Source organism: Actinomadura geliboluensis, assembly GCF_043197915.1.
GTDB classification, from domain to species: Bacteria; Actinomycetota; Actinomycetes; order Streptosporangiales; family Streptosporangiaceae; genus Spirillospora; species Spirillospora geliboluensis.
Genome location: NZ_JBICUA010000010.1, coordinates 441,869 through 467,179, shown reverse-complemented (window position 1 = coordinate 467,179; position 25,311 = coordinate 441,869). Strand labels below are relative to the sequence as shown.

Genomic DNA, 25,311 nt, shown 5'->3' with positions numbered 1-25,311 from the left:
CCGGGCGTGCGGCCTCTCCGGGTCGGTCCCGCCCCGGCCGGTCGGCCTGCCACTCGCAGGCGACTGGACCGTGGGGAAGGACCCTCGCACACAACATGACGCAGGCAGGGGGGACAGCCTTGGCCGCCTCCAGCGTCGGCTGGCGCTTGCGAAGTGTCCTAATGGCGCGAGCGCCTAGTATCACTCATCAAGGGGATTACCAAACCGCTCCGCGTGTTCAGGGGTGCCATCGATATGGCGTTCTGTCGCCGGGCTGGCGGAAGGTGAAGTGGCATGCCTGACGTTCACGGGACCCTGGAATTGCGCCCAGGCTCCCGGTCAGCGCTGATGGTGGCGACCGCCGCGGGGTTGGGCGCCGTGGTCGAGGTCGCCGTGATCCTGATCAGCGACGCCCCCACGGTGCCCGCCTTGATCATGGGGCCCATCGTTGCCGTGTTGATCATCCTGGGCGCATGGACCTTCCTCACCGCCCGTATCGCCCTGACCTCCGACGAGGTCGTCGTGCGGGGGCCGTTCATCCGTCGGCGCCGGCCACGCTCGCGCATCACGAAAGCTGTGCGCGCAACCATCGAACCCCTCGACACGCACAGGGGGTTGCCCGACCAAAGCCTGTTCCTGCTCGATGCGCATGACACGCTGCTCCTCAGAGTGAGGGTCACCTACTACAAGCGCCAGGACGTGGACCGGCTGGTCAAGATGCTCGCCGTGCCGTGCAGTGGGCCCCACCACTTCGGGAGCGCCAAAGAATTCGACCAGACGTATCCGGGCCTGTTGTCGTCGTCGGAACGGCATCAGCAACGGATCGTGTTCGCAGTCATCGGTGTCTTGTGCGCCGTGCCCCTGGCGGTGGTGCTCGTCTTGCTCGCGACAGCATCCTGACCCGTCACAAACGGACAGCAAGTGTGCATGCTCCTGGCCCTTGCTGTGGGGAGCTCCGCCTAATGGCCCTGGCCCGCCTCCCTGACGGGTGGGACTAAAGACGGGAAGCTCAGGCATGGGTGTCTGGTGGTCACGCCAGCGACGGGACCCTAAGGCCGCCGCAGTTCAGGCGGTCCACGGCGAGCGATTAGCCACGGTGATCAAAGGGCAGTCACGGTCACTCGCGGTACGCGGTACACCAGGTCAGCCGTGCCCCTCTGAGACATCCCGTCCCGGATGACAACTTTCTTTACGTCTTCAGGGTGCCCGCTCCGCAGCCGCCCACCTCGGTGCGCCGGGGCGGGCCGCCTGTTCCGTCCGGTCCCGCCGTGCCGGGTCGCCCGGGCGCCTCGAACAAGTGTCAAGCATGACCCGTGACCGAATGACTCGTGTTCGCGGAGCATGTGACTTCGGCTGCCACAACGCGACACCTTATGCTGGGTGCGCGCGCTGCTTGTGCGCGGGAATTCAGCCCCTGGCCGGGGTGGTGCGGGACCTCGGTTCAGGTCGAGGTGCTGATGCCCACCGCCCAGACGGCACCGATCGCCAGCAACATGACGATCATGGAGGTGGCGATCCAGGTCATCACACCCCCGCTGACTTTCGTGGTCGGGTCTTCGACCCATCGGTAGTAATCGCGGGTGATCTGACGTCGAACCGGGGCGAGCATCACCGGGAACATGATCACGACTGCCACGTACAGGTACAGAGTCTCGGCCAGTGTGTGGCTCTGGGCGAGACCTCGCCCGCCGACCGCGATGATGCCGATGACCGGGAGCCAGAACTGCTTCCTGCGGTACTTCGGTATCTGGATGATCCACTGCATGGCGCCGAGATTGACGAGAGTGGCGCCCACCGCGATCAGCACCCATGCGCCGGTGGGCAGCGACAAGAACACGGTAAGCCCCTTTCGAGCCTGAACCCATGAGCCTCAACACTCGTAGGGCTCAGGCCAGTATGCCGACGAGCAGTGGCAGCTGATCAATGCCTCCGCCGGGCTGTACCTGTGCGGTGCGATGCTCTGGCTCCGCAGCCCTGCACATCGTCGTGGTGGTTGTGCTCCTCGCCCAAGGGCACCAAGGCCCTCGGCGATGACCTGGTCGCCCTCGGACTGTGGCGGTAACCCAGCGCCGCCCGCCCGCCGCGGGCGGGGCAGGATGAGAGCCTCCAATACGTCTTCAACGGCGCCGCCTATGGCGCCTAACAGCGGAGTGTGGAGCTATCAGCCGGCAGGGACTGGCAGGGAGGCGGCATGGAGTCGACGCGGGCCGATAAGGTTTTCGGCATGGAGTTCGCCTTCCGCCAGCACAGCCGCTGGGACGTAACTCTGAAGAGCGGCTCAATGCTCGTGGTCTGGGCTGATGCCTACAGTGAGTTGACCGACGACTTCGTCTTCTTCACGGCCGTCCGCGCTTCGCCCGAGGAAAGAGAGGGGCTTGAGGTCGTGAGCGACTTCTTTCACGACCCCGAGGACATCTTCATCGTGACAGCGCGGATCCCGAGAAACGAGGTTGAGTTGGTTGAGGGCGGTCCTGTCGGGCCGGCCTGAGCAAAGGTCCAGGCAGCGGCTTTCAGCTCTCGGGTCTATGGGGTGAACCTGCCCCAATCGGGGGGCTGCGCAGTCCCCGCTTCCCGTGAGGTGGAGACGTGCTCGCGCGAAGCTGTCTGTCACACCGTCCCGCCGTTCGTGCGGGTGCACTCTCCGGGACGGTCAGGTGGGTTGCGCGTGAGCAGGAGTGGGACGGCACTGGCCCGGTGAACCCGACTCGCGATTTGTCGCGACCGTGTGTGGAGCTCGTCTAGTTCAGTTGTGGTCTCAGCGGCACTGGTCGGGGAGTCTGACTCTGCCCGGGGTGTGCTTGAACGTGTTCATCTTGAGCCACTCGTCCAGTTCGGGGTCGTAAAGGTTTTGGACGCCGAACTGAAGAACCTGCCAGAAGGTCGTTGGATCCCGTTGATCGACGTAGATATCGCCGAGCGCGATGGGAAATCGAAGAAACTTCCCCGGAGGTAGTTGGGGCACGACGACGCCGACTCTCCAGTGGTTCACATGGCGTTGCGGATTGGACTGCAAGATCTCTCGCCCGACGAACCGCGCCGTCCTGAGCTTCTGGTTCAGAGTGTTCAGGTTGAACCCTGGGATTCGCGAGCACTCGTGGTCATTAAGGCCAGGCCATTTATAGGTCAGCGTGTAGAGCGAGTTCCGATAGATGAGGTTCGTGAACCAGATCGGGTATTGTGGACCTCCTGCAAGCATCTGGCTTTCGCCGTCTCTTCCGGTCCAGGTGAACGGCACCGTTATGCCCAGATCCCGGACGATCCATTTGCCGGTCCCCTGGAAGTTGCGCGGGAGTTGGGGCGGTCGTGGAGTGGGCCCACTGGGTGCTCTCACGGCGGCGACGTCGCCTGAAGGCGTTGGGGCGGCTCGACCTGCGGCGACCGCAGGAGGCATGGCCAAGGTGGCGAATGCTCCGGCGAGCGCTGCCGACATGACCACCCAGCGTTTGCGTGTCCGACCCATGTTCCTCTCCCGGCTACCGTGCCGCGCGCCGCCAAGGCGCAGGCTCCGAACGCAGCGATGCTCCTGCACCGTCCCCGCGTCGGAGAGAGAAAAAGCCACAGGCAGGTCACGGTTAGTTCTTGTCCCAGCGAGGGTCGCAGAAGGGGACGTTTCCCAATATTCCACCGAAACGAGGTGCCGTACCTGATCGACAACGCGGTTGTGTCATCAAGACGCATGGAGTGTTGAAAGCGCGCGACCTCTGTGGTGATGGCGGCGGCGTGGCCCGCACCGCTGGAGCCTGAAAGACGCCACCCGCCCTTCCAGAGCGAAGAGCATGAAGCAGTGCAAGCCCGAAGGATCGGACGCGTAGCGGGCACAGTGGCCGGTGAACGAAAAAGGCCCAGTGTCAGTGACTCCTCAGCGGCTGCCTGCCCTCCTTGTTCCTTCGCGGGCTTTTTCGCGCCCGCGTCTGCGGGACCGTGTGGGGTCAGGTGTGTTGGCGTTGTGCTCGTTGCTGGACCAGTTCCTCGACTGCGCTCGGCAGGGTCGTTTCGAAGTCGATCAGCTTGGCCCAGGTCGGGGTCACGACGATTCGGACCATGCCGTCGCTGTAGAGCGAGCGCACCTCCGCCTCCCACTCGACGCGCTGCTCGGGTGTCATCTCGTAGGTGGTGTTCGCCTGGAGGTACTCGTCCGGGATGCCGTCGACGTAGTCCAGTTCGGTGCGGCCCCGGATGAGCAGGATCTTGGGCGGGTGGACCTCGGTGTCGATCGTCAGCGCGACCATCGGGTTCTCGCTCAGGGCCCCGAGTTTCGGAGCGTTCTTCGACGTGCACATGACGATCTCCGAGCCGTTCCATGCGAACGCGATCGGGATGGCTCGCGGTGTGCCGTCCTTGGCGACGTAGGCCAGCCGGGTCAGGTCGCGGGCCAGCAGTTCCCGGCTGATCGGCCGGTTCAGAATCTCGGTGATCTCGTTCGGTCGCATGGTTGCTCCTCCTTCAGGGCTTCGTCTGCGGCCAGTCCATACGGCTGCTCGTGCACCGGGGACGGAGCCGGTGTCGCGTTCTCGACATCTGCTGCGGTTCGTGTTTCGGATTTGTGGCGCTGCTCATGGTCACCCGCTGACCGAGCTGGTCGGGTGATGCCGTGCAGGGTCTCTGGCTCGGTGCCCTGGAGCACCATGAAGGAACACCAGATGATGGGCTCGCCTGAGGCAGGACGTCGGCTACCTGTTGTGCGGTCGTTCGCGAAGGTGCGTGCCGGCGGGCGCATGGCTGGGTGCTCGCGATGAGTATGAGCAGGCGGCGTCTGGGGAACCTCGCGACCGTGGAGCTGGAAGCACCGGGCTTGGTCTTGAGGTGCCGGCTGTGGCGGCCTGATGATGAAGGGAAGTGTGTCCTGAGCGACGTGTTCGGGGCACGCCTCGCTCGCCGGTTCCGTGTGCCGACCCCCGAGGAGACTGATGCGACCCATCTCGATGAGCGTGGGGACCTGTCTCCTCCTGCTGGGCGTGGTCGCCGCCGTGTTCAGCCTGCAGAACGCCTACACGGCCGATGAGGCGGTGGACGCGGGTGAACCGAGGTGCGGGGAGGAAGTCCAGATCCCGGGGACCGAGTGCGTGACCTCCTACGGAGGAGGGCCCGCCATGGGCGGAGGTGTCTCCTACGAGGAGGCCAAGGAGTCCAAGGAGGACACCGCCGTCTCGAAAGCATGGATTTTCGGCGTCGAGCTCCTCGGCACGGTCGGCATCGCCCTTTACGCCGCCGCCGTCGTGTGCCTGTCGGGTGCGTTCCGGGCCCGCTGGTTCCAGCTTCCGATGGTCTTGGCGGTCGTGCTGATACCGGCGGCCGCATACGGGTTGGCTTTCGGGCCCGCGCAGGAACGCGTACAAGAGGTCTCTCCTGTGTCGCCGGGCGTTCTCAGCTTCCTGGACTTCCCTTACTTTCCCATCGTCATCATTTCCGTCGCCGCGCTCACGACGGGCTGGGTCTGGTTCTACAGGGACGCATGGGACTTCGGTTGACCCCTTTCCACCGGCCGCCTACGGCCGGTGGACGGCGGTGGCGGCGGCTCCGATGATGCGGGCGAGGTCCTCGGGGGTGCGGGTCTGGTCGCGGGTGGCGAGCGCGTCGTAGGTCTCGAACGAGGTCAGCTGCCAGATCACGTCGATCGTCGCCTCGTCCGGCGGGGCGGGGAAGCGGCGGAGCAGTTCGGTCAGGGCGGTGCGGCGCATCTCGTCGCGGCGGCGCAGCAGGTGTTCCAGGTCGCTGTCGAGGAGGGCCAGTCCGCGGAGCCTGCGCAGGACGGTCCGGTCGCTCGCCCAGAACCGGCAGAATGTCCCGGCGAACTCGGCGAGGGCCGCCGCCGGGTCGGGCGCGGTGAAGGCGTCCGCCAAGCCCATGCCCGCCCGGTCGGCGAGCGTGTCGAACAGTGCCTCCAGCAGCCCGGACTTGGACCCGAAGGCGTTGTAGACGCTCTGGCGGGACACGTCGGCCGCCTTGGCGACCGCGTCCACCGACAGCCGGGGCGTCGCATCGCCCGCCAGCAGGGCGCGGGCGGCGTCCAGGATCCGCCGCCGCGTCTCCTCGGCGGCGGCCCGGCGCTTGTCGGACCGGTACTCGCGAGGGCTCATGTCCTTGACCGCTCCAGAGATTGGATTTACAGTCTGTCCAAAGAATTCTAGCAGTACCCGTATCCCGTGAGAAGGAGCAGGTCATGAGCAGTGAACGTCCTCTGGGCGGCCGGGTCGCCATCGTCACCGGCGCCAGCCGCGGCATCGGCGCGGCCACCGCCCGCGCGCTGCACGAGGCCGGGGCCGCCGTCGTCCTGGCGGCCCGGGACGGTGCCGCGCTGGCGGAGCTCGCGGCCGAGATCGGAGCCGCAGGCGGCCGCGCGCTGGCCGTTCCGACCGACGTGACCGACCCGGACGCGGTCGAGCGGCTCGTCCACCGCGCGGTCGAGGAGTTCGGACGGCTGGACGCGGCGGTCAACAACGCGGCCGGCGGCGGCCACCCGCCCACGCCGCTGGCCGATGTCGCCGTCGCCGACTTCGACAGCGCGCTGACCGTCAACCTGCGCGGGGTCTTCCTGTGCATGAAGCATCAGATCCCCGCCATGCTCGACACCGGCGGGGGCGCGATCGTGAACATGGCGTCCTCGGCGGGCCTGCAGGCGGTCGGCGGCCTGGCGGGTTACGTGTCGAGCAAGTTCGGCCTGATCGGGCTGACCCGCACGGCGGCGCTGGACTACGCCGAGGCCGGTGTGCGGGTCAACGCGCTGGCCCCCGGCCCGATCCACACCGAGCAGCTCGAGCGCGCCGGGGAGCAGGCGCGGCAGATGGCGGGACGGGCGATGCCCATGCGGCGGATCGGACGCCCCGAGGAGGTCGCGGCCGCCGCCGTGTGGCTGTGCTCGGACGCGGCGTCGTTCGTCACCGGCGCGGCCCTGCCGATCGACGGCGGCAAGCTCGCCGGGATGGCGCCGTTCGGCCCCGGGCCCGGCAAGCCGTCCGAGCGTCCGATGCCCTGAGCGGCGAGAGCAGCCGGGATGGGGACTCCGGAGGCGCCCTCCGGAGAGCCGCCGATGCCCTTATTTCGCGGCAAAGTATGCTCTCCGGGTCGAGCAACTGATCAGGGAGGCGGGCGGTGGCCGAACGGTGCGACGCGCCATTACCGGCACGACGAGTACCCGGCTGGTCGACCTGCCCGTCCACGCTCAGCGCGGCCTCGCGAGGGTGATGGACGAATGATCCGGCTGAACGTCGGCTTTCCGGCGGCGATGTGGGTCCTCTGGCTGGGGTGCCTTGTGCCGATGCTCGCCCTGCTGAGCGCGGTGATAGGCGCGGTCGGCTGGATGTTCCTCTCTTCGGAGGACAAGGCGCTCGGTGTCCTGATCCTGCTGCCGATCCTGCTTCTTGACGCGCTCTGCGGCCTGATTCTCGTCCAGCACTACCGCAGCACGTACTGGCTCGACGGCAGGGTCCTCGTCCGGAGGGGCGTCCGGGGCCGGAAACGGTACGACCTCACCGCCGCCCATGTCAGCGCGGACAGCGCCCAACCGGTGTGGACCAACTGGCGCGGCGGCGTCCTGCCCCGCCTGGTCGTGCAGGTACCCGGGCATGCGCCGGCCAAGATGTGGCTGCGCGACCCGGCCCGCGGCGGGGCCATGCTCCCTCCCGCCCAACTGGCCGCACTCGCGCAGGCCATCGACCCGGGGTTCCAGCACCCGGTGGCGAGGAGGCTCTGGGAACTCGCCGCCGATCCTCTCGGCGGCGCCATCTGACCGCAGCGGCGGGACGGCCGCGCCGCTGCCTCGCGCCGTCCGCCATGACGACGTATCCGGCTACGGACGAGAGCGGTCTCGGCCTTTCATGTGGTCGGCGATCAGGCGTTGCAGTGAGGCGTGGGCGGGCGGGCCCCAGGTCGGTTTGCCGCCCGGACGGCCGTGGACGCCGGCGTCCCCCATGAGCATGCCGGTGAGGGCGCGCAGCACCGCCCATCCGCGGGCCCGGCGCAAGGTCGCGGTGTCCAGGGGGTGCTCGTAGGCGGCGTGGAAGCGGTCGATGGCACCGTCCGGCAGCAGGATCCAGGCGGCGGCGAGGTCGCCTGCCGGGTCGCCGGTGCAGAGGTCGCCGAAGTCGACCACGCCGCTGAGGACGCCGTCCGTGGTGAGGACGTTGGCGGGATGCAGGTCGCTGTGCAGCCATAGCGCCGGGCCGTCCCAGTCGGGCGCGGCGGCGGCGTCGTCCCAGACCGCGCGGACGGCGTCCGGTTCGGGGACGAGCCCGAGGTCGGCCGCCGCCTTGAGCTGTTCGGCGAAGCCCGCGGCGTGGTGGGCGAGCGGCCCTCCCCTGCCGAAGCGGCAGGCGGGCGCCTGGGCGGGCGCGGGCCGATGCAGGGCCGACAGGAAGGCGGCCAGCGCGTCGGCGGACTCCGCCGCGCGGGTGGCGGGGGCGCGGTCGGCGGGCTCGCCCGGCACCCAGGTGGTGACGATCCAGGGTCGCGGGAAGAGCGGTGACGGCTCGCCGAGGCGCCGCGGGACGGGGACCGGCAGCGGAAGGCGCGGGGCGAGGGCGGGCAGCCAGGTGTGCTCCTTGCGGAGCAGCGCGTCCGCGGACTCCGTCGCCCAGGGCAACCGGACGGCGAGGTCGTCGCCGAGCCGCCACAACTGGTTGTCCCAGCCGCGCGCGCCGAGCCGCACCGGGTGGTGGGCGAGGTCGGGGTGCTGGTCGCGCAGCAGGCCCCGCACCAGCTCGGGGGTGATCTCGATCTTGGAATGCGTCATCCCGAGCAACGGTAGCCCGGTGGCGGCCGGGCCCGCGCGGCGGCCGTTCGGCCGCCGGAGGCGGACGGGCCTCGCCGCTCGGCGTGTCTGAGCGCTTCGCCAAACGGGGGCCACGTTTCCGTCCGCCGCTCGCCAAAAGCGCGACCCGCATGGTTGCTGTTGACCGCTCAACGGGGACTTTCCGGGGCATCCACAGACAACCTGGACACCGCCGGGTAGGTGAGGAGGTCACATGACGTCCAGAACGGCCCACGACGCCGGCCCGAGCATGGTGCGGCGGCCGCACATCAGGTCCGGGTGGCTGACGTTCGCGGGCACCCTGGCCATGGTGATCGGCGCGTTCAACGTCATCGACGGCCTGGTCGGCCTGTTCAATGACAACTACTACCTCGTCGGCGCCAACCAGATCATGGTGTTCGACTACACCGCCTGGGGCTGGTTCTGGCTCATCCTCGGTGTCATCCAGCTGGCCGTCGGCGGGGGGATCCTCGCCGGACGGACGTGGGCGCGCGCGACCGGCGTGGTGTTCGCCGTCCTGGCCGCGATCGGGCACCTGGCGTTCCTGCGGGCGTTCCCGCTCTGGTCCGTGCTGACCATCGCGATGTGCGTCCTGCTGATCTACGCCCTCACCGCCCCGCCCTCCCGGGCACGCGGGTAGCTGCGACTGGCCTCGAAGGGGAGGACGTCCAGCCGGGAGGTGAGCGCGGTCACCTCCCGGACCCGTTCCGCCAGGACGGGAGCCACGACGGTTCGGGGAGCCCCGGCTGATTCCTGAGGTGGGTGATGAGTCCGCGCAGTCCGGGATGCGGATTCGCACTGGGGAGGAGGAGCGAGAGCGGATATCCGAGCGCCGGATTCACGATGGGGATGCGGCGCAGGTCGTAGTTCGCCGGCCAGACGTACCGGTCGCGCGCCCCGACGAGGGTGGCCACGTCCGCCGAGTCGGCGAGGGTCTCCTGGAGCACTTCGTCGCCGAAATGCGGGCCCGTCGCGTCGATGCGCAGGTCGAACTCGGTGGCGAGCCGGTCGTAGAACTCCGCCCATTCGCTCCGGGGCGCGATGCCCGGCATCCATATCCGGTGCCCGCGCAGCTGCCGCGGCGTCAGCCGGGGCGCGGCGGCGAGCGGGTGCCGCGGGCCGACGAGCAGTTCCAGCGGGAATTCGAACGCGCGGATCATGCGGACGTCGGCCGGCAGTGCGGTGGGGTCGGTAATGGTGCGGAACGAGGCGTCGATGTCGCCCGCCTGAATGGCGGCGACGACGACGCGCGGATCGTTGACCCTGAGGACGACCACGTCGAGGTCCGTTCCGGGATGCGACCGCCAGTAGTCGTGCAGGACGGCCGCCTGCGCGCTTCGCAGCCCGAGGACGTCGACGCGGAGTGCCCGTGAGCCCGGCCGGACGGCGGCGACGGCGCGCTCGACGCCCGAGACGACGCTCCGCGCGTGCGGGAGGAACGCCTGCCCGTCGAGGGTCAGCTCGACCCCGCGCGCGGTGCGGGTGAACAGCCGGACCTCCAGCGTGCGCTCCAGCGCGGCGATCCGCTTGGAGACCGCCTGCTGCGTCACGCCCAGCTCGTCGGCGGCGTGCTGCAGCTGCCCGAGCTCGGCGGCCCGGACGAACGATCGCAATGCCTCGGTGTCCACGGCGGTCACCCTATGGGCGCACAACTGCTGGTTGTGGCTCGGAGACGGTTCGTTGTTTGATCCCGCGTCGGCGGCGCTGGTGTGCTTCGAGCGTCCAGAGGGTCGGCTGTCGCTAGGAGTCGTGTGCGCGCGAGGTTGGGGCCCGGCTTCGGGTGGCTGTGGTCGGCCTACGCCGTCAGCACCTACGGCACGTGGATCGCGTTCGGCGCGTTCCCGCTCATCGCGGTCCAGGTGCTGGACGCGTCCGCGTTCGCCGTCTCGCTCCTGGAGGGCGCCGGGCTCGCGGTCGCCGCGGTCGTGGCCGTGCCGCTCGGACCGTGGATCGAGCACCGGGCGAAACGTCCCGTCATGGTGGTGATGGACGTGGTCCGCTTCCTCGCGATGGCCAGCATCCCGATCGCGTACGTGCTCGACGTGCTCTCGTACGGCCAGCTGCTGGCCGTGTCGGTGGTCTGCGGGACGGCGGGCATCGCGTTCACCGCCGCGTCCGGGGCGTACCTCAAGCACCTCGTCGAGCCACGGCAACTCCTCGTCGCGAACGCGCGGTTCGAGGGCACGAACTGGGTGTCGACGGCGGTCGGCCCGCCGCTCGGCGGGGCCCTCATCGGCGTGCTGGGCCCGGTCGTCACCGTCACCGCCGACGCCTTCAGCTACCTGCTGTCGGCGCTCGGGGTCCTGCGCATCCGGGGCGGGGACACGGCGGCGCCGCGCGGCGCGGGCGCCCGGCGGACGCGCGCCGCCGACCTGCTGAACGGCTGGCGGTCCATCTTCGGCGAACCCGTCCTGCGGCGCCTGTTCCTCAACGCGATGACGGTCAACGGCCTGATCATGGCCACCGGGCCGATCCTGGCGGTCCTCCTGCTCGGCGAGTACGGGGTCCCCGCCTGGCAGTACGGTCTCGCGTTCGGCGTCCCGGCGCTGGGCGGCCTCGCCGGCGCCCGGCTCTCCGCGCGCCTCGTGGCCCGCCACGGCCGGTACCGCGTCATGCTCGTCTCCGGCTGGCTGCGCTCGGTCTTCCCGCTCGGGCTGGCGCTGACCGGCCCCGGTGTCCCCGGAGTCGTCACGGTGCTGGTCGTCGAGGCCCTGGTGATCGCCAGCATGGGCCTGTTCAACCCCATCGCCGCGACCGAGCGCCTGCAGCGCGCGCCCGCCGGGCAGGTCGCGCAGGTCCTCAACGCGTGGAGCGTCAGCAGCAAGCTCTCGCAGGCGACCTTCATGGTGGTCTGGGGCGTGGTCGCGTCGTTCACCGGGCCGCTCGCCGCGATCGCGGTCGCCGGGGTCCTGCTGCTCGCCACCCCGCTCCTGCTGCCGACGCGGGCCCCTATGGCCGGACGACCTGGAACGACGCACGGGAAGGAGCGCCGGACGCCCCGGGATGTTGAACAAATCGGAGGAAAGTAGCGGATAGTGACCCCATCGCCACGGTCCACTACCTACGATCTTCGCTATCCCCAATCGTGCGCGAGGGTGCGCACGGCAAGGAGACGTCCCCTGTGAAGTTCAGCTACGCCATGCTCCCCGACTACCCCATCACGGAGTCGCTGGCCTCGATCCGGCTCGCCGACGAGCTCGGCTTCCACGCCGTGTACGCGGCCGACGAGCCGTGGCACAAGGACCTGTGGCTGGTGTTCGCCGCCGCCGCGGCGAGCACCTCGCAGATCCGCCTCGGCCCGTCGGTGTCGGCGGTGACGCTGCGCGAGCCGTCCCTGATCGCCCAGGCCGCCGCCACCCTGGACGAGCTCACCGGCGGCCGCGCCGAGGTCGTCCTCGGCAGCGGCAACTTCGGCGTCCTCGCCCAGTACAAGATCGACTGGGCGCGGACCAAGCCGCTCACCCGGGTCAAGGAGGCCGTCGCCGTCGTCCGGACCCTGCTGGACGAGGGCACCATCACCCGCGACGGCGAGTTCTACTCCTACGACGGCCTGTTCACCTTCGCCCGCCCCGTCCAGGAGCGGCTGCCGGTCAAGATCGGCGCGATGCGCGGGCCGAAGTCGTTCGAGGCGGCCGGTGAGCTGTCCGACGGCGTCCACCACGCGCTCAGCTACTCCCGCGAGGCGTACGAGTACGCCGTCGAGCACGTCAAGGCCGGCGCCGAGCGCGCGGGCAAGGACTGGCGGACGCTCGACATCGGCGCCTGGGTCGTGTTCGCCGTCGGCCCCGACTCGGCCGCGGCCAAGGAGGCGGCCCGCAGCATGGTCGGCCTGTACGCGTCGGCGATGCCGCCCGAGCAGCTGGTGCGCAACGGCGTCGACCCGGCCGAGATGGCCCCGGTCATCGAGGCCATCGGCGCGGGCGACCTCGCCAAGGCCATCGAGCTGACCACGCCCGAGATCACCGAGCGGCTGTCGCTGGCGGGCACTCCGGACGAGGTCCGCGCCAAGATCGAGAGCGACATCGCGCCGACCGGCGTGAACCACATGATCTGCGCGATCACCGACCCCGGCCTGGTGAAGACCTTCACCGGCCGCGAGCTCACCGGCGTTCCGGATGTGGACGGGCAGCTCCGCCTCATCCACGAGCACCTGATGCCCGCGTTCAAGTAAGCCCGATGCGGTTGTGCGGGCCGTCCACGTCGCGGACGGCCCGCACGGCCCGCACGGCCCGCTGCGGGCCCGCGTCCAGCCCGGAATCTGAGTACGGGTACTCAGACGCACTGAGTACTTCCCCCCATGCGCGGCCCGCCGGACGGGCGCAGGATCGGCCCATGGGCCGACCGCCTGAGCGCAACACCGACCGCCTGCTGGTCGCGCTGCTGGCGACCGTGGCCGCGGTCATTCTGATCATCTGCGGGCTTGCCGTCGTCGGTGCCTTCGTCTTCATCGTCTTCGGGATGGCCAATTTCGGGAGCAACAAATGACGCGGCGGCTGCTCCTGATGGTCCGGTTGGCGCGCCCGCCCGTCATCGTGCTGCTGGCGCTGTTCACCGCTACTGGACTGGCCCAAGCCGGGCAGGGCGAAGACCGCGTCCTGCTGCTGCGGGCTTTCGTCGTGGTCTTCGGGTTCCTGGTGTTCTCGGTGGCCTGCAACGACCTCGCCGACGTGCTCATCGACCGGGTGAACCTGCCCGGCGATCCGGGACGTCTTCTGGTGACCGGAACCGCGTACCGCCGCGAGATGCTCGTGGCCGGGGTCACCGCCGCCGTCCTGGCGCTGGCCGCGAGCTTCACCCTGCACTGGCCGGCCGTCGTGGTGACCGTCGCAGGGCTGGCCATCAGCGCCAACTATTCGCTGCGTCCGGTACGGCTGGCCGCCCGCGGCGTGGTGGCTCCCCTCGTACTGCCCGCCTGCTATGTCGCCGTGCCTTACCTGACCGGGATATTCGCGGTGCGCGGCACGTTGCGCAAAGGCGACCTGCTCCTGCTCGCCGGGCTCTATGTCGGATTCATCGGCCGGATCGTGCTCAAGGACTTCCGCGATGTCCGCGGCGATGAGATGTTCGGCAAACGCACGTTCCTGGTCCGGCACGGCCGGGGCTGGACCTGCCTGTTCAGCGCCGTCTGCTGGACCGCCGGGACATTCCTGCTGGTCGCGGCCGTCCGCCACCCGACCGTCCCGCTGATCGCCGTCAACGCGGTGTTCCTCGCGGCGGCGCTGCTGCTCCTGCGCGCCCTATCGACCGGACGGGGCCCGCACCGCGACGAACGCCTCATCGCCGCGATCGCCATCGTCGGACGCGGCATCGTCCTCGTCCTTCTCGCCCACCTGGCGCTGACGAACGCCCACTGGGCCGCGCCGTGGTACGGGAGCACGCTGGCCGCGCTCACCGCCGGCCTGCTCTACCTTGCCGTCGCCATGGCCCGCCGGGGCCCGGTCACCACGTCCACCAGGCACCCCTTCGACAGGACGGGCGCCGCGGAACGAGCGAACGCGTGACGCTCCCTACGCGTCCTGCCGGCGGCGCACGATCTCGTTGATCCAGATGGGGGCGAACGGGGACGTGCAGCCCGGGGGAGTCGGGTAGTCCTTGAGGACCTCCAGCCGCTCCCCGATGCCGATCGCGCGGGCGCGGTGCTCGGCGTGGTCGATCCCGATCTGCGCCAGGCAGTGGTTCATCGCCCACTGGAGCCGCTCGGGGGCGTCCTTGAGCTGCGCCTCGATGATGTCGAGCAACCCGGGGAGGTCGAGGCCGTCGGGCTTCTTCGTCACGCGCTCGGTGGTCAGCGCCCAGCCGGCGCTCGCGACCGCGGGGTCCGGGTCGGCGAACCAGGCCAGGCGCAGCTCCTCGGCGTGCGGGCTCTTCTTCACCACGTAGTTCACGAGCCAGTCGTGGACCTTGGGGGTGCGGGCCTCGCGCACCATGGCGTCCAGCCGGTCGCGCTCGAACGCCTTCGGACGGCAGATCAGGAGCGCCAGCAGCCGGGCCGCGGAGTCGCCCGTCTCCCACAGCCGGCGCGCGAGGTCCTGCTGCGTCTTCAGCCGCTTCGCGATCGCGCGCAACTTGCCGAGGTTCACGCCGTGGTCGTCGCCGTGCTTCTCGTTCACCGCGCGGATCTTCGGGTCGTCGAGTGCGGCGAGTTCGGCCATCACCTCGCCCACGGTCGTCTCGGTCATCCCAGCCTCCCGTCCATCACCGGCGGGTTCAGCCTACGACGGCCCGGCGCGCGGGACGCCGCCGAACTCGCGAACGGCACGGGAACGAGCCCTGCGGCCGGGCTCGCTCCTGTCACCCCCGTCAACGGTGGTCGGAGCCGTGCCCCAGGTCGGCCGGGTCGATGGCGTCGGCCATGACCCGGTACCCGGCGGCACTGGGGTGGATGTGGTCGCCCATGTGCAGGGCCTCCGGGATGCGGCCGGTGCCGTCCGGGTCGAGGGCCCGGTCGAAGTCGGCGACGGCGTCGTAGGCGCCGGAGGTGCGGATCCACCGGTTGACCCGGCGGCGGATCTCCTCGCCCTCGGCCGTCCACCCGGCCGAGCCCTCGAAGGGGGTGAGCGTGCCGCCGATGACCGCGATGCCGCGGGCGAGGGCGGCGCGGACCAGGGCCTGGTGGCCGTCGATGAGCCGCTGGGCGGTGACCGGGGGGTCGTCGAGGTCGACGCCGCACATCCGGTCGTCGTTCAACTGGATGTCGTTGATGCCGATCAGGACGATCGCGGTGCCGACGCGGGGCTGGTCGAGGACGTCGCGGGCGAACCGGGAGATCCCGGAGTCGCCGCCGCAGGCCGAGTCGGTGAGCAGCTTGTTGGAGCCGATGCCGGCGTTCAGCACCGGGTGGGGGCGCCCGGCGGCGGCGAGGCGCTCGGCGAGGGCGTCGGGGTAGCGGTCGTCGCCGTCGACGTTCGCGCCGAACCCGTCGGTGATGGAGTCGCCGAAGGCGACGACCGCGGGAGGCTGCGCGCGCCCGCCGGAGGTCTCGACGCCCTCCAGGTAGTACCAGGAGCCGAAGCCGGGCTCGATGCTGTCGGTGTAGGCGGTGGCGGACGGGTCGCGGTGGCGGTCGCCGGCGGCGCGGTAGGACGTGGTCATCGACAGCTGGTGGTGGGTGGCCGGGCCGGTGGCGTCCTCGAAGTACAGCGTGATCGTGAGCTGCTCCCGCGGCCGGACGGGCAGGGCGACCGGGTCGCTGACGATCCGGCCCCGCGTGGGGACGACGGCCGACGGCGAGCCCGCGAAGCGCAGCGGGTGGAGCGTGCCCGGCCGCACGGCCGCGCCGCCCGCGGTGCGCCCGATGCTCGCTCCGGTCACCCGCAGGGGCGCGGCGCCGTAGGCGTTGGACAGCCGAATCCGGACCTGGGTGCCGCCGGCGTTCACGCGCACGATCTGCCGGACCGACTGGTCGGTGAAGCCCTGCTCCGCCCAGGTGGGGAACCAGGGTGCGGCGGACGGGCGCATGACCGCGGCCGTCCAGGCGCCGTGCCAGACGGTGCGGGTGTCGGTGTCGGTGGTGGTCAGCTGCTCGGTGTTCTTGGGGGAGATCATGATCGGACGCTCTTTCCAGCGGTCGACGGGGTGTGCGGTCAGGACGCGGCGGTCTCGGCGGACGGTCGGGCGGCGGGATCGACCGTCACGGGGCCAGGGGCCGGGGGCGGGCGGCGCGGGACGAGGACGGCGGCGAGCAGTCCCGCCGCGAGGGCGATACCGGCGGCGGTGAGCATTCCGGCGCCGTACCCCTCGGTGAGGGCGGCGGCCGGGTCGCGCTCGCCGCCCGCTACGGCGTCGGCGGTGCGGGACGTGGAGATCGCGACCACGGCGGCCAGGCCGAGCGACCCGCCGACCTGCTGCGCGGTGTTGAACAGCCCGGACGCAAGCCCGGCCTGCTCGGGACGGGTGCCGGACGTCGCGCCGACCGTGGTGGTGACGAACGCCAGTCCCGCGCCGACGCCGATCAGCAGCGTCGGGCCGAGCACGTCGGTGAGGAAGCCGCCGTCCGCCGACATGCGGGAGAACCAGGCGAGGCCGGCGCCGGTGATCACGAGCCCGGCCGCCATCGCGGTGCCCAGCCCGAGCCGGGCGATGAGCGCGCCCGCCGCGCCCGCGGTGACGGCGATCGCCAGTGCCAGCGGCAGTTGCGCCAACCCGGCGCGGACCGGGCCGAAGCCGACGACCTGCTGCATGTAGAAGGTCAGGTAGAAGAACAGCGGGGCCATCGCCATCAAGGTGAGGACCGCGGCGAGGTTGGAGCCGCGCAGCACCGGCTGGCGGAAGATCTTCAGGGGCAGCAGCGGGTGGGCGGTGCGCGCCTCGATGAGCAGGAACACCGCGAGCAGCGCCACGGCGACCGCGCCGAGGCCGAGGGTGCGCGGCGAGGTCCAGCCGGCGTCGTCGCCCTCGACCAGCGTGTAGACCAGCAGCGCCAGCCCGCCGGTGGCGGTCAGCGCGCCGGGCAGGTCGAACCCGCGCGCCGTCCGGTCGGACGCCTCGGGCAGCAGCTTCGGCGCCAGCGCGATCGCCGCCAGCCCGAGCGGGACGTTCACGTACAGCGTGGCCTCCCAGCCCAGCCACTGCGTCAGCATCCCGCCGAGGATCGACCCGGCGGCGCCGCCGGCCCCGGCGACCGCGCCGAACACGCCCATCGCCCTGTTGCGGTCGGGTCCGGCCGGGAAGACCGTCATGACCAGGGACAGCGCGGCCGGGGACACCAGCGCGGCGCCGACGCCCTGGGCGGCGCGGGCGGCCACCAGCATCCCGCCGGTGACCGCGAGGCCCCCGGCCAGGGAGGCGGCGGCGAACAGCGCCATGCCGATCATGAACATGCGGCGGCGGCCGACGAGGTCGGCGGCGCGGCCGCCGAGCAGCAGCAGCCCGCCGAAGGTCAGCGTGTAGGCGTTCGCGACCCAGGACAGGTCGTCCGGGGCGAACCCGAGGTCGGCGCCGATGGACGGCATCGCCACCCCGACGATCGAGGCGTCCAGCACCAGCACGAATTGCGTGGCGGCGAGCAGCGCGAGTGCGAGCCCCCGCCTGGAGGCATGGGTCATGACCATTTCTTTCGCTGAGGCGGCCGAGGGGCCGAAAAGGGGCCGGGGCCCGCCAGAACCGGGATCGAGCCGGGGCGCGGTGCGGTCACGCGCGTCGATCCCGGGCGGGACGGCGATAGGAAGGGAAAAGCGGAAGGAATTGCGGGCCCGGGGCGGCGGCCGCCCCGGGCCGGCGGATCATTCGGCTGCGGCCGTGCGCCACTGCTCGGCCGGCGAGACGCCGGGCAGCGGCCTGCCGATCAGGGCGAGCGGGATGAAGAAGTTGACCTGCCCGATCACCATGGCGAGCGTGGCGAGGGCCGTGGGGTCGTAGTGCTCGGCGGCCCGCGCGTACAGCGCGTCCGGGACCCGCTCCCCGTGCGGGTTCGGGGTGAGCACCGCCTCGACCAGCTCCAACGCGACCCGCTCGGCGGCGGTGAAGTACGGGGCGTCCGCCCAGGACGCCACCGCGGTGATCTTCTCCTCCGGCACGCCCGCGCGGCGCAGGTTGCCGGTGTGCAGCATCGTCAGATACGTGTTCCCGACGAGCTGGCCGGCGCGCAGGTGGACGAGGGCGACGGTGCCGCGCGGCACCGCCCCGTTCCCGGCGATCTTGAACAGCGCGGCGGCGGCGTCGCCGAGTTCGGGGACGAGCTGCTGCGGGTCGGAAAAGCGAGAAGTGAGGGTCGAGGCGTCGAATTCGTTCGCGGTCGCGGTCATGAGCGTTTCCTTTTCCACGTTGTGCGGGCCTTTTCTCGCCCGCCTCATCGGCTCGTTCACTGCACTGACGACCTGAATCCGGTGAAGGTGACCGATCCGAGCGAATTTTTTGTCCCATCCACGAGAAGGCCCCCCAGGGATGGCGCGAAGCCATCCCAAGGGGGCCGGAGGACGCGGGGCTGGGCCGGTCAGCCGTCGGTGGACGCCAGGTCGAGCCGCGCCAGGCGGTCGGGGTCGGACAGGATGTCGATCGCGGCGATCCTGCCGTCCGCGACGGTGAAGCTCATCACCGAGAACGGCCGGCCGTCGATGGTGTTGACCAGTCCCGCGAGCCCGTTGACCAGGGCGGCGTGCGTGGTCGCGGCGGTGGCCATCCGCTGGAACGTGGGCGCCTGCCCGGCCACGGCGGCGGCGCCGCGGATGACCCGCAGCCCGCCGGTGAGCACGCCGCCGTCCGCGCGCAGCACCACGTCCGGGTCGAGCAGGGCCAGCAGCGCGTCGAAGTCGCCGCCGCGCGCGGCGGTCAGGAAGGTGTCCACCACGCGGCGCTGCCCGACCGGGTCCGGGTCGGGCGGCGGGGTCGCGCCCCGGACCCGCTGCCGCGCCCGGCTCGCCAGCTTCTTGGCCGTCGCCGGCGTGCGGTCGACGATCGGCGCGATCTCCTCGAACGGCAGCCCGAACATGTCGTGCAGGACGAACGCGAGCCGCTCCGCCGGGGTGAGCGACTCCAGCACCACCAGCAGCGCCAGCCCGACCGAGTCCGCCAGCATCGCCTGCTGCTCGGGGTCGGTGCCGTCCGTCCGGCTGATCACCGGATCGGGCAGCCGGGCCTCCAGCGGCTCCTCGCCGCGCCTCTTGCGGGTCCGGAGCATGTCCAGGCAGACGCGCCCGACCACGGTGGTCAGCCAGCCGCCGAGATTGTCGATCTCGGCGTCGCCGGACCGGGTCAACCGCAGCCACGTCTCCTGGATCGCGTCGTCCGCCTCGGCCAGCGAACCGAGCATGCGGTACGCGACCGCCTTCAGATGGGGACGGTGCTCCTCGAACCGGACGGCGAGGAAATCTGGGGCGTTCACGATGGAGCAACCTCTCATGGACGGCATCACCCTCATGACGAACCGGATGCCCCGAAGGTGACCTACCTGCGCCGACCCGCCGCGGGCGGACGTTTTGCGGGGATTCCCTGGGATAGAGAGGCGACTAGCGGAGCAGTGCCAGTCGTGCCTTGGGGAGGCCGGGATGATCGTGATGAGGATGCCGCAGAAGATGGTGCGCCGGCTGGAGCGGGCGAAATCGCTCGACGGGGTCGCGAAACCGGTGGCCAAGGCGGCCCAGAAGATCGTACGGCCGCGTCCCGTCCGCAACACGCTCAGCGGGACGAACCTGGGGCATCCGCTGCACCCCACGCTCACCGACGTGCCGATCGGCGCGTGGACCATGGCCGCGCTGCTGGACGCCGCCGGCGGCCGCGACGCCGAGTCGTCCGCGGACCTGCTGATCGGGACCGGCATCGCCGCGGCGGTGCCCACCGCCCTCACCGGGCTGAACGACTGGAGCGACACGCTCGGCGCGGAGCGGCGGGTCGGGCTCGTGCACGCCCTCGGCAACTCCGCGGCGCTGTCGCTGTACATCGCGTCGCTGATCACGCGCATGAAGGGCGACCGCCAGACGGGCAAGGCGCTGGGGTACGCCGGGCTGGGGATGATGGCGATCGGCGCCTACCTCGGCGGCCACCTGTCGTTCGTCCGGGGCGTCAACGTCAACCGCAACGCGTGGCAGGAAGGCCCGGAGGAGTGGACGCCGGTGCTCGGCGAGCACGACCTCGCCGAAGGCGACCACCGCATCGCCGAGGCGGGCGGCGTGCAGATCCTGCTCCACCGGATGGGCGGCAAGGTGTACGCCCTCGACGCCACCTGCGGCCACATGGGCGGCCCGCTCGATGAGGGGACGTTCGAGCACGGCTGCGTCACCTGCCCCTGGCACGGCAGCACCTTCCGGTTCTCGGACGGCGGCATCGTGCGCGGCCCGGCCAGCACGCCGCAGCCCTGCTACGAGACGCGGATCGAGAACGGGCGCGTCGAGGTCCGCATGCCTCCGGTGGGCGTGCCCGCCGGCCCGGCCGAGGAGCATGGCGCCGGGGTGGGCCGGGGCCACCGCCGCCAGCCCGCCCACACGTCCGCCTTCTGACGCGCGACCCGGCTAAACCCCGGGATCGGCCTCCGCTAGCGGCGGCCGCCGAACTCCCAGGGGAGGACGTCGATCGAGGCATACGCGTCCGGGGTCAGGAAGGCGCGTGCCGCGTCCTCGTCGGGGGCGCGGACGAGCGCCGCCGTGCCCAGCCAGGCGCCGCCGTCGTCGGACAGCAGCGGCCCGTAGGCGACCAGCTCGCCGTCCCGCTCGGGCGGGACGGCGAGGTCGGCGCCCGGCCCCGACCCGAGGCCGAGCACCAGGAAGCGGGCACCGCCCTCGCGTCCGCCGGGGAAGTCCCACATCGTGCGGCCCAGCAGGTTGCGCCACCGGCGCACCAGCACGTCCCGGTACGCGCCGGCCTGCCAGCCGGGCTCGTCGAACGCGAACGCGCGGGCTGCGGCGGGATCGGGCAGGTCGACGATGTGCACGCTGCCGGTGGGCGCCTCACCGTCGTCCGCGAGCGTCGGGCCGCGGGCGATCATCTTCGTCCCGTACCCGTCCATGTAGGACCAGTGCTCCTCCAGCAGCTCCATGCGCAGCGGCAGGGAACCCGCCCGGTCCCGGTGGTAGACGAAGAACTCCATCGCGCCAGTATCGTGGCCCCGCGCCTCGTCCACTCCGTCCGTGCGAGGGTTGGGGCATGGCCTTGCCGACGTTGGTCGTGGTGAGCGGCGGTCCGGGGACGGGGAAGACGACCCTCGCGCACCGGCTCGCCCAGGACCTCGGATGCCCCGCCGTCGTCCGCGACGAGATCAAGCAGGGCATGGTGCTCGCCACGCCCGGCTACCGGGGCGGCGGCGCCGACCCGCTCAACCTGCCGACGCTGGGCGCCTTCTTCGGCGTGCTGAGGCTGCTGCTCGAAGCGGGCGTCACCGCGGTCGCCGAAGCGGCCTTCCAGGACAAGGTGTGGCGGCCGAACCTGGAGCCCCTCACCGCCCTGGCGGACATCCGCGTCGTCCGCTGCACGGTCGACAGCGAGATCGCCCGCGAACGGATCGTCCAGCGCGTCGAACACGGGCACCGGGCCGCCCACGGCGACCGCGACCTGCTGGAGGCGATCGCCGCCGGACGCCACTCGCTGGACTCCTACGTCCCCCTCCGCATGGACCTGCCCACCCTCATCGTGGACACCTCGGACGGCTACCGGCCCGCCCTCGCCGACATCGCCGCCTTCGCCCGGCGGGCGGCGCCCGCGCAAGAGCTGTCAGAGGGCTGATCTAACGTGGCCGGATGGCCTTTGAGCAGCGGCTGGAAGCGCATCGGGTCGAGTTGACCGGGTACTGCTACCGCATGCTCGCCAGTGCCGCCGAGGCCGAGGACGCCGTCCAGGAGACCTTCCTGCGCGCCTGGAAGAACGCCGACCGCTTCGACGAGCGCAGGGCGGGCCTGCGCACCTGGCTGTACCGCATCGCCACCAACGTCTGCCTCGACATGGCCCGCAGCGTCCAGCGGCGCGCGCTGGCGATGGACCTCGGCCCGTCCGCGGCGCCCGGCGGGTTCCTCGGCGCGCCGCTCGGGCCCGGCGCGTTCGTGCAGCCCGTCCCCGACCGGCTGGTCCTGCCGGAGGAGGGCGACCCCGCCGAGCTGGCCGCCGCGCGGGAGACGATCCGGCTGGCGTTCGTCGCCGCCCTGCAGACCCTGCCGCCGCGCCAGCGGGCGGTGCTCATCCTGCGCGAGGTGCTGTGCTGGTCGGCGGACGAGGTCGCCGGGCTGCTCGGCAGCACACCGGCCGCGGTCAACAGCGCCCTGCAGCGGGCGCGCGCCGCCGTGGCCGAGCGCCGCGCGCGGGGCGGCAACGTCGACGAGGGGCTGCTCGAACGGTACGTCGAGGCGTTCACCTCCTACGACGTCGACGGCCTGGTCGCACTGCTCCACGAGGACGTCGCCATGTCGATGCCGCCGTTTGCCTGGTGGCTCAGCGGCCGGGACGCGATCCGGGCCGCGCTGGTGGGCGCGGGCGGCGACTGCGCCGACGACCGGCTCGTCCGGACGGCGGCGAACGGCTCCCCGGCCTTCGCGCAGTACCGCGACGGGGAGGCGTTCAGCCTGGTCGTCCTCGAAGCGCGGGACGGGCTGCTCGCCACCATGACCACCTACCTGGACCCGTCCCTGTTCCCGATGTTCGGGCTGCCGATGACTCCGCCGCCCCCGTCCCGTACATAGAACATGACCGACATCGTTCACATGTGGCATGACGAGCGCGGCGCGGGCGACCCGGTGGTGCTCCTGCACGGCGGCTTGACCGACAGCCGCTGCTTCACCGGCAACCTCGACGGCCTCGCCGACACCTTCACGCTCTACCTGCCCGACCGGCGCGGCCACGGCCGCACGCCCGACGCGCCCGGCCCGATCACCATGGAGCTGATGGCGCGGGACACGATCGACTTCCTGGAGCGGGTCGTCGGCGGCCCGTCCCGGCTGGTCGGCTACAGCGCCGGCGGGACGGTCGCGCTGCTGGTCGCGATGCGCCGCCCCGACCTGGTCGAGCGGCTCGTCCTGATCAGCGCGGCCTACGACCTCGACGGGATGATCTACAAGCCGTCCGCCGACGGGGAGCCGCCCGCCCCGGTCGTGGACGCCTACGCCGAGGTGTCGCCGGACGGGCGCGACCACTTCCCGGTCGTCCTCCGCAAGATCGTGGACGCCGTCGAGACCGAGCCCCCGCTGGACCCGTCCGAGCTGCGCGCGGTGACCGCCCGGACGCTCGTCCTGGCCGGTGACGACGACCTGGTCACCCTCGACCACACGGTGGCGTTCTACCGGGCCCTGCCGAACGCCGAACTGGCCGTCGTCCCGAACGCCAGCCACCTGCTCCTGATGGAGCATCCCGAAGCGGTGCGCTCCCTCGTGCACGGTTTCCTGACCACGGACCCGGCCCCGACCTTCATGCCCATCGCCCGCGCCGCCCGGTGAAACGCTGATCACAATTGGCCACCGGTCCGTGTCGATTCGCGGGGCGGTGCCGTTAATGTGCCGCTGTGGCGCGCGAACCGGGAGACGTCGTGCTCGGCCGGTACCGGTTGGTCGAGGTGCTGGGCGAGGGCGGGGGCCGTCTGGCGCGCGCACGATGAGCGGATGCGCCGGGACGTGGCGCTCAAGCAGCTCAAGTTGCCGCTGACCCTGGAGGCCGGTGTCCGCGAGCAGTTGGTGGCGCGCATGGAGCGGGAGGCGCGCTCGGTCGGGATGCTCCACCATCCCGGCGTCATCACCGTCCACGACCAGTTCCATGACGACGAGGGGCTGCCCTGGATCGTCATGGAACTGGTCCGGGGCCGCTCCCTCGCTGCGGGGAAGCACACGCGCCTTCTCTGAACACGGCCGGACATCACCTGTCTCGTGTTGACCGGTCCTATGGCTAACCGCTATCTATTACCTAGCCGTTAGGGGTGGTGCATGCAGGACGCGGTGCTGGCGTTGCTGGCGAAGGAGCCGTCGCACGGGTACGGCCTGCGCGCGCGCCTGCGGCGTGCCCTCGGCCCACTCGGGGAGTCGATGAACGCGGGCCAGGTCTACGTGACCCTGGCCCGGCTGGAGAAGGCCGGGCTCGTCGTCGGCGAGGTCGCCGAAGGGCTGCCGGACCGCCCGGACCGCAAGGTCTACGCCCTGACACCGGCCGGGCAGCAGCGGGTCGCGGCCTGGCTGTCCGAGGTGACCTGGCCGAAGCCGAACCTGGCGGAGTTCCACCTCAAGCTCGCCGCCGCCGCGGCGGCGCGGCTCGCCGACCCGGTGGAACTGGTGGACGCGCAGCGCCGCGAGCTGCTGCGGCGGCTGTCCGACGTGCAGCGGGCGGCGCTGGCCGAGCCGGACGGCTCGACCGCCGGGCTGCTGCTGGAGGGGGTCGCGCTGCGGCTCCAGGCGGACCTGCGCTGGCTGGAGGCTTGCGAGCGCCTGTGGTCGCGGGCCGGGAACGGAACCGAGGACGCATGAGCGAGTTCGTGCTGCAGGCCCGGGGCCTGCGCAAGGAGCACGGCCAGGGCCACGGCCTGGTCCGCGCGGTCGACGACGTCGACCTGGACGTCCCGGCGGGGCAGGTGCTGGCGGTGACGGGCCCCAGCGGCTGCGGGAAGTCGACGCTGCTGCACATGCTCGGCGGCCTGGAGCGGCCCACCGGCGGGGAGGTCCGGCTGGACGGCCGGCGCATCGACGCCCTGAGCGAGCGGGGCCTGGCCCGGCTGCGGCGCCGGGCGGTCGGCTTCGTCTTCCAGGCGTTCCACCTGGTGGAGGAGCTGTCGGCGGCGGAGAACGTGGAGCTGCCCGCGCTGCTCGCCGGCCGCTCACCGCGCGCGGCGCGCCGCCGCGCGGCCCAGCTGCTGGAGCGGGTCGGGCTCGCCGACCGCGCCCGGCACCTGCCCTGGGAGCTGTCCGGCGGGCAGCGGCAGCGGGTCGCCATCGCCCGCGCCCTGGCGAACGAGCCGCTCGTCCTGCTGGCCGACGAGCCGACCGGGAACCTCGACAGCGCCGCCACCCGCGACGTGCTGAGGCTGTTCGACGGCCTGCGCGCCGCCGGGCAGACCCTCGTGCTGGTCACGCACGATGAGCGCGTCGCGGCCACCGCCGACCGGCTGGTCTCGATGCGCGACGGCATGTTCGTCGACGACACCCGCCTCGCGGGCAGCCGCGGGCTCGGCGGCCTCCTCGGGCTGGACGGCTGAC

The 25,311-nt window shown here is 71.4% G+C and carries 29 protein-coding genes; 17 read left to right on the top strand and 12 right to left on the bottom strand.

The genetic code is table 11. The annotated features are described in order from the left end of the window. Window positions 1-273: 273 nt before the first annotated feature. Window positions 274-879: a hypothetical protein gene (locus ACGFI1_RS31285; RefSeq protein WP_392790569.1), complete on the top strand. Its 606-nt coding sequence runs from the start codon at window positions 274-276 to the stop codon at window positions 877-879. Between the two features lie 541 nt (window positions 880-1,420). Here the strand turns inward: ACGFI1_RS31285 and ACGFI1_RS31280 are convergent. Next, entirely contained in the window at window positions 1,421-1,816 is a 396-nt protein-coding gene (locus tag ACGFI1_RS31280) for a hypothetical protein (RefSeq protein WP_392790567.1), read from the bottom strand. Window positions 1,817-2,170: 354 nt separating this feature from the next. Here ACGFI1_RS31280 and ACGFI1_RS31275 point away from each other — a divergent pair, with 354 nt between their 5' ends. Beyond that, a complete protein-coding gene (locus tag ACGFI1_RS31275) occupies window positions 2,171-2,467 on the top strand; it encodes a hypothetical protein (protein WP_386874383.1) in 297 nt (98 codons plus the stop codon). A 267-nt stretch (window positions 2,468-2,734) separates the two neighbouring features. Here the strand turns inward: ACGFI1_RS31275 and ACGFI1_RS31270 are convergent, their stop codons facing one another. Then, on the bottom strand, window positions 2,735-3,409 hold the full coding sequence (locus ACGFI1_RS31270) for a hypothetical protein (RefSeq protein WP_392790564.1): 675 nt from the start codon (window positions 3,407-3,409) through the stop codon (window positions 2,735-2,737). Window positions 3,410-3,908: 499 nt separating this feature from the next. After that, on the bottom strand, window positions 3,909-4,409 hold the full coding sequence (locus ACGFI1_RS31265) for a pyridoxamine 5'-phosphate oxidase family protein (RefSeq protein WP_392790562.1): 501 nt from the start codon (window positions 4,407-4,409) through the stop codon (window positions 3,909-3,911). A gap of 477 nt (window positions 4,410-4,886) precedes the next feature. Between ACGFI1_RS31265 and ACGFI1_RS31260 the strand changes: the two genes are divergently transcribed. Beyond that, entirely contained in the window at window positions 4,887-5,447 is a 561-nt protein-coding gene (locus ACGFI1_RS31260; RefSeq protein ID WP_392790559.1) for a hypothetical protein, read from the top strand. An 18-nt stretch (window positions 5,448-5,465) separates the two neighbouring features. Here the strand turns inward: ACGFI1_RS31260 and ACGFI1_RS31255 are convergent, their stop codons facing one another. Further along, window positions 5,466-6,056, bottom strand: a complete 591-nt coding sequence (locus tag ACGFI1_RS31255) for a TetR/AcrR family transcriptional regulator (protein WP_392741089.1) — start codon at window positions 6,054-6,056, stop codon at window positions 5,466-5,468. An 83-nt stretch (window positions 6,057-6,139) separates the two neighbouring features. Between ACGFI1_RS31255 and ACGFI1_RS31250 the strand changes: the two genes are divergently transcribed. Both ACGFI1_RS31250 and ACGFI1_RS31245 read left to right on the top strand, forming a co-directional pair. Then, window positions 6,140-6,952: an SDR family NAD(P)-dependent oxidoreductase gene (locus ACGFI1_RS31250; RefSeq protein ID WP_392790556.1), complete on the top strand. Its 813-nt coding sequence runs from the start codon at window positions 6,140-6,142 to the stop codon at window positions 6,950-6,952. A gap of 216 nt (window positions 6,953-7,168) precedes the next feature. After that, the gene (locus ACGFI1_RS31245; protein ID WP_387076059.1) at window positions 7,169-7,705 is read left to right on the top strand and encodes a hypothetical protein; all 537 of its coding nucleotides are present in this window, start codon (window positions 7,169-7,171) and stop codon (window positions 7,703-7,705) included. Between the two features lie 60 nt (window positions 7,706-7,765). Here ACGFI1_RS31245 and ACGFI1_RS31240 read toward each other — a convergent pair whose 3' ends face one another. Further along, complete coding sequence (locus ACGFI1_RS31240) at window positions 7,766-8,707, bottom strand: aminoglycoside phosphotransferase family protein (RefSeq protein ID WP_392790553.1); 942 nt, start codon at window positions 8,705-8,707, stop codon at window positions 7,766-7,768. A gap of 232 nt (window positions 8,708-8,939) precedes the next feature. Between ACGFI1_RS31240 and ACGFI1_RS31235 the strand changes: the two genes are divergently transcribed. Continuing rightward, a complete protein-coding gene (locus ACGFI1_RS31235; protein ID WP_386874391.1) occupies window positions 8,940-9,365 on the top strand; it encodes a DUF7144 family membrane protein in 426 nt (141 codons plus the stop codon). 49 nt (window positions 9,366-9,414) lie between these two features. Here the strand turns inward: ACGFI1_RS31235 and ACGFI1_RS31230 are convergent, their stop codons facing one another. Then, the gene (locus tag ACGFI1_RS31230; protein WP_301173788.1) at window positions 9,415-10,353 is read right to left on the bottom strand and encodes a LysR family transcriptional regulator; all 939 of its coding nucleotides are present in this window, start codon (window positions 10,351-10,353) and stop codon (window positions 9,415-9,417) included. 123 nt (window positions 10,354-10,476) lie between these two features. Between ACGFI1_RS31230 and ACGFI1_RS31225 the strand changes: the two genes are divergently transcribed. The 4 genes from ACGFI1_RS31225 to ACGFI1_RS31210 all read left to right on the top strand — a co-directional run bounded on the left by ACGFI1_RS31225 (window position 10,477) and on the right by ACGFI1_RS31210 (window position 14,226). Further along, window positions 10,477-11,754: an MFS transporter gene (locus ACGFI1_RS31225; RefSeq protein WP_392790550.1), complete on the top strand. Its 1,278-nt coding sequence runs from the start codon at window positions 10,477-10,479 to the stop codon at window positions 11,752-11,754. Window positions 11,755-11,846: 92 nt separating this feature from the next. Next, window positions 11,847-12,896: an LLM class flavin-dependent oxidoreductase gene (locus ACGFI1_RS31220; protein WP_138637409.1), complete on the top strand. Its 1,050-nt coding sequence runs from the start codon at window positions 11,847-11,849 to the stop codon at window positions 12,894-12,896. Window positions 12,897-13,057: 161 nt separating this feature from the next. Next, entirely contained in the window at window positions 13,058-13,210 is a 153-nt protein-coding gene (locus ACGFI1_RS31215) for a hypothetical protein (RefSeq protein WP_171069056.1), read from the top strand. Next, window positions 13,207-14,226 carry a UbiA family prenyltransferase gene (locus tag ACGFI1_RS31210; RefSeq protein ID WP_392790548.1) on the top strand — a complete coding sequence of 340 codons (1,020 nt, stop codon included), beginning with the start codon at window positions 13,207-13,209 and terminating at the stop codon, window positions 14,224-14,226. The genes ACGFI1_RS31215 and ACGFI1_RS31210 overlap by 4 nt, the downstream gene beginning before the upstream one ends. Window positions 14,227-14,232: 6 nt before the next feature. Here the strand turns inward: ACGFI1_RS31210 and ACGFI1_RS31205 are convergent, their stop codons facing one another. The 5 genes from ACGFI1_RS31205 to ACGFI1_RS31185 all read right to left on the bottom strand — a co-directional run bounded on the left by ACGFI1_RS31205 (window position 14,233) and on the right by ACGFI1_RS31185 (window position 19,544). Next, a complete protein-coding gene (locus ACGFI1_RS31205; protein WP_392790545.1) occupies window positions 14,233-14,904 on the bottom strand; it encodes a DNA alkylation repair protein in 672 nt (223 codons plus the stop codon). 121 nt (window positions 14,905-15,025) lie between these two features. After that, entirely contained in the window at window positions 15,026-16,270 is a 1,245-nt protein-coding gene (locus ACGFI1_RS31200) for an SGNH/GDSL hydrolase family protein (protein WP_392790542.1), read from the bottom strand. Window positions 16,271-16,308: 38 nt separating this feature from the next. After that, window positions 16,309-17,769 (bottom strand): MFS transporter, encoded by a 1,461-nt coding sequence (locus ACGFI1_RS31195; RefSeq protein ID WP_392790540.1) that lies wholly within the window; start codon window positions 17,767-17,769, stop codon window positions 16,309-16,311. Window positions 17,770-17,946: 177 nt separating this feature from the next. Continuing rightward, window positions 17,947-18,468: a carboxymuconolactone decarboxylase family protein gene (locus ACGFI1_RS31190; protein ID WP_392790537.1), complete on the bottom strand. Its 522-nt coding sequence runs from the start codon at window positions 18,466-18,468 to the stop codon at window positions 17,947-17,949. A 188-nt stretch (window positions 18,469-18,656) separates the two neighbouring features. Continuing rightward, window positions 18,657-19,544: a sigma-70 family RNA polymerase sigma factor gene (locus ACGFI1_RS31185; protein WP_392790534.1), complete on the bottom strand. Its 888-nt coding sequence runs from the start codon at window positions 19,542-19,544 to the stop codon at window positions 18,657-18,659. A gap of 163 nt (window positions 19,545-19,707) precedes the next feature. Between ACGFI1_RS31185 and ACGFI1_RS31180 the strand changes: the two genes are divergently transcribed. Next, entirely contained in the window at window positions 19,708-20,655 is a 948-nt protein-coding gene (locus ACGFI1_RS31180; RefSeq protein ID WP_392790531.1) for a Rieske 2Fe-2S domain-containing protein, read from the top strand. A gap of 35 nt (window positions 20,656-20,690) precedes the next feature. Here ACGFI1_RS31180 and ACGFI1_RS31175 read toward each other — a convergent pair whose 3' ends face one another. After that, complete coding sequence (locus ACGFI1_RS31175; RefSeq protein ID WP_392790529.1) at window positions 20,691-21,242, bottom strand: YciI family protein; 552 nt, start codon at window positions 21,240-21,242, stop codon at window positions 20,691-20,693. Between the two features lie 56 nt (window positions 21,243-21,298). On the opposite strand from ACGFI1_RS31175, the gene ACGFI1_RS31170 reads away from it, so the two are divergent. From ACGFI1_RS31170 to ACGFI1_RS31145, 6 genes are all read left to right on the top strand, one after another. Further along, on the top strand, window positions 21,299-21,874 hold the full coding sequence (locus ACGFI1_RS31170; protein WP_138637417.1) for an AAA family ATPase: 576 nt from the start codon (window positions 21,299-21,301) through the stop codon (window positions 21,872-21,874). A gap of 14 nt (window positions 21,875-21,888) precedes the next feature. Continuing rightward, window positions 21,889-22,821 carry a sigma-70 family RNA polymerase sigma factor gene (locus tag ACGFI1_RS31165; RefSeq protein WP_392790526.1) on the top strand — a complete coding sequence of 311 codons (933 nt, stop codon included), beginning with the start codon at window positions 21,889-21,891 and terminating at the stop codon, window positions 22,819-22,821. Between the two features lie 3 nt (window positions 22,822-22,824). Then, entirely contained in the window at window positions 22,825-23,571 is a 747-nt protein-coding gene (locus ACGFI1_RS31160) for an alpha/beta fold hydrolase (protein ID WP_392790524.1), read from the top strand. A gap of 162 nt (window positions 23,572-23,733) precedes the next feature. Next, window positions 23,734-23,970: a hypothetical protein gene (locus tag ACGFI1_RS31155; RefSeq protein WP_392790522.1), complete on the top strand. Its 237-nt coding sequence runs from the start codon at window positions 23,734-23,736 to the stop codon at window positions 23,968-23,970. Between the two features lie 81 nt (window positions 23,971-24,051). After that, complete coding sequence (locus tag ACGFI1_RS31150) at window positions 24,052-24,585, top strand: PadR family transcriptional regulator (protein ID WP_392790519.1); 534 nt, start codon at window positions 24,052-24,054, stop codon at window positions 24,583-24,585. After that, window positions 24,582-25,310: an ABC transporter ATP-binding protein gene (locus ACGFI1_RS31145; RefSeq protein ID WP_301173803.1), complete on the top strand. Its 729-nt coding sequence runs from the start codon at window positions 24,582-24,584 to the stop codon at window positions 25,308-25,310. Before ACGFI1_RS31150 ends, ACGFI1_RS31145 begins: the two co-directional genes overlap by 4 nt. The last annotated feature ends 1 nt before the right edge of the window (window position 25,311 follow it).

Excerpts from the sequence above, each read along its gene's own strand:
- ACGFI1_RS31285 (WP_392790569.1), top strand. The coding sequence starts at position 274 with ATGCCTGACGTTCACGGGACCCTGGAATTGCGCCCAGGCTCCCGGTCA.
- ACGFI1_RS31275 (WP_386874383.1), top strand. The coding sequence starts at position 2,171 with ATGGAGTCGACGCGGGCCGATAAGGTTTTCGGCATGGAGTTCGCCTTC.
- ACGFI1_RS31270 (WP_392790564.1), bottom strand. The coding sequence starts at position 3,409 with ATGTCGGCAGCGCTCGCCGGAGCATTCGCCACCTTGGCCATGCCTCCT.
- ACGFI1_RS31265 (WP_392790562.1), bottom strand. The coding sequence starts at position 4,409 with ATGCGACCGAACGAGATCACCGAGATTCTGAACCGGCCGATCAGCCGG.
- ACGFI1_RS31260 (WP_392790559.1), top strand. The coding sequence starts at position 4,887 with ATGCGACCCATCTCGATGAGCGTGGGGACCTGTCTCCTCCTGCTGGGC.
- ACGFI1_RS31255 (WP_392741089.1), bottom strand. The coding sequence starts at position 6,056 with ATGAGCCCTCGCGAGTACCGGTCCGACAAGCGCCGGGCCGCCGCCGAG.
- ACGFI1_RS31250 (WP_392790556.1), top strand. The coding sequence starts at position 6,140 with ATGAGCAGTGAACGTCCTCTGGGCGGCCGGGTCGCCATCGTCACCGGC.
- ACGFI1_RS31245 (WP_387076059.1), top strand. The coding sequence starts at position 7,169 with ATGATCCGGCTGAACGTCGGCTTTCCGGCGGCGATGTGGGTCCTCTGG.
- ACGFI1_RS31240 (WP_392790553.1), bottom strand. The coding sequence starts at position 8,707 with ATGACGCATTCCAAGATCGAGATCACCCCCGAGCTGGTGCGGGGCCTG.
- ACGFI1_RS31235 (WP_386874391.1), top strand. The coding sequence starts at position 8,940 with ATGACGTCCAGAACGGCCCACGACGCCGGCCCGAGCATGGTGCGGCGG.
- ACGFI1_RS31215 (WP_171069056.1), top strand. The coding sequence starts at position 13,058 with ATGGGCCGACCGCCTGAGCGCAACACCGACCGCCTGCTGGTCGCGCTG.
- ACGFI1_RS31210 (WP_392790548.1), top strand. The coding sequence starts at position 13,207 with ATGACGCGGCGGCTGCTCCTGATGGTCCGGTTGGCGCGCCCGCCCGTC.
- ACGFI1_RS31205 (WP_392790545.1), bottom strand. The coding sequence starts at position 14,904 with ATGACCGAGACGACCGTGGGCGAGGTGATGGCCGAACTCGCCGCACTC.
- ACGFI1_RS31200 (WP_392790542.1), bottom strand. The coding sequence starts at position 16,270 with ATGATCTCCCCCAAGAACACCGAGCAGCTGACCACCACCGACACCGAC.
- ACGFI1_RS31195 (WP_392790540.1), bottom strand. The coding sequence starts at position 17,769 with ATGACCCATGCCTCCAGGCGGGGGCTCGCACTCGCGCTGCTCGCCGCC.
- ACGFI1_RS31190 (WP_392790537.1), bottom strand. The coding sequence starts at position 18,468 with ATGACCGCGACCGCGAACGAATTCGACGCCTCGACCCTCACTTCTCGC.
- ACGFI1_RS31180 (WP_392790531.1), top strand. The coding sequence starts at position 19,708 with ATGATCGTGATGAGGATGCCGCAGAAGATGGTGCGCCGGCTGGAGCGG.
- ACGFI1_RS31175 (WP_392790529.1), bottom strand. The coding sequence starts at position 21,242 with ATGGAGTTCTTCGTCTACCACCGGGACCGGGCGGGTTCCCTGCCGCTG.
- ACGFI1_RS31170 (WP_138637417.1), top strand. The coding sequence starts at position 21,299 with ATGGCCTTGCCGACGTTGGTCGTGGTGAGCGGCGGTCCGGGGACGGGG.
- ACGFI1_RS31165 (WP_392790526.1), top strand. The coding sequence starts at position 21,889 with ATGGCCTTTGAGCAGCGGCTGGAAGCGCATCGGGTCGAGTTGACCGGG.
- ACGFI1_RS31160 (WP_392790524.1), top strand. The coding sequence starts at position 22,825 with ATGACCGACATCGTTCACATGTGGCATGACGAGCGCGGCGCGGGCGAC.
- ACGFI1_RS31155 (WP_392790522.1), top strand. The coding sequence starts at position 23,734 with ATGCGCCGGGACGTGGCGCTCAAGCAGCTCAAGTTGCCGCTGACCCTG.
- ACGFI1_RS31150 (WP_392790519.1), top strand. The coding sequence starts at position 24,052 with ATGCAGGACGCGGTGCTGGCGTTGCTGGCGAAGGAGCCGTCGCACGGG.
- ACGFI1_RS31145 (WP_301173803.1), top strand. The coding sequence starts at position 24,582 with ATGAGCGAGTTCGTGCTGCAGGCCCGGGGCCTGCGCAAGGAGCACGGC.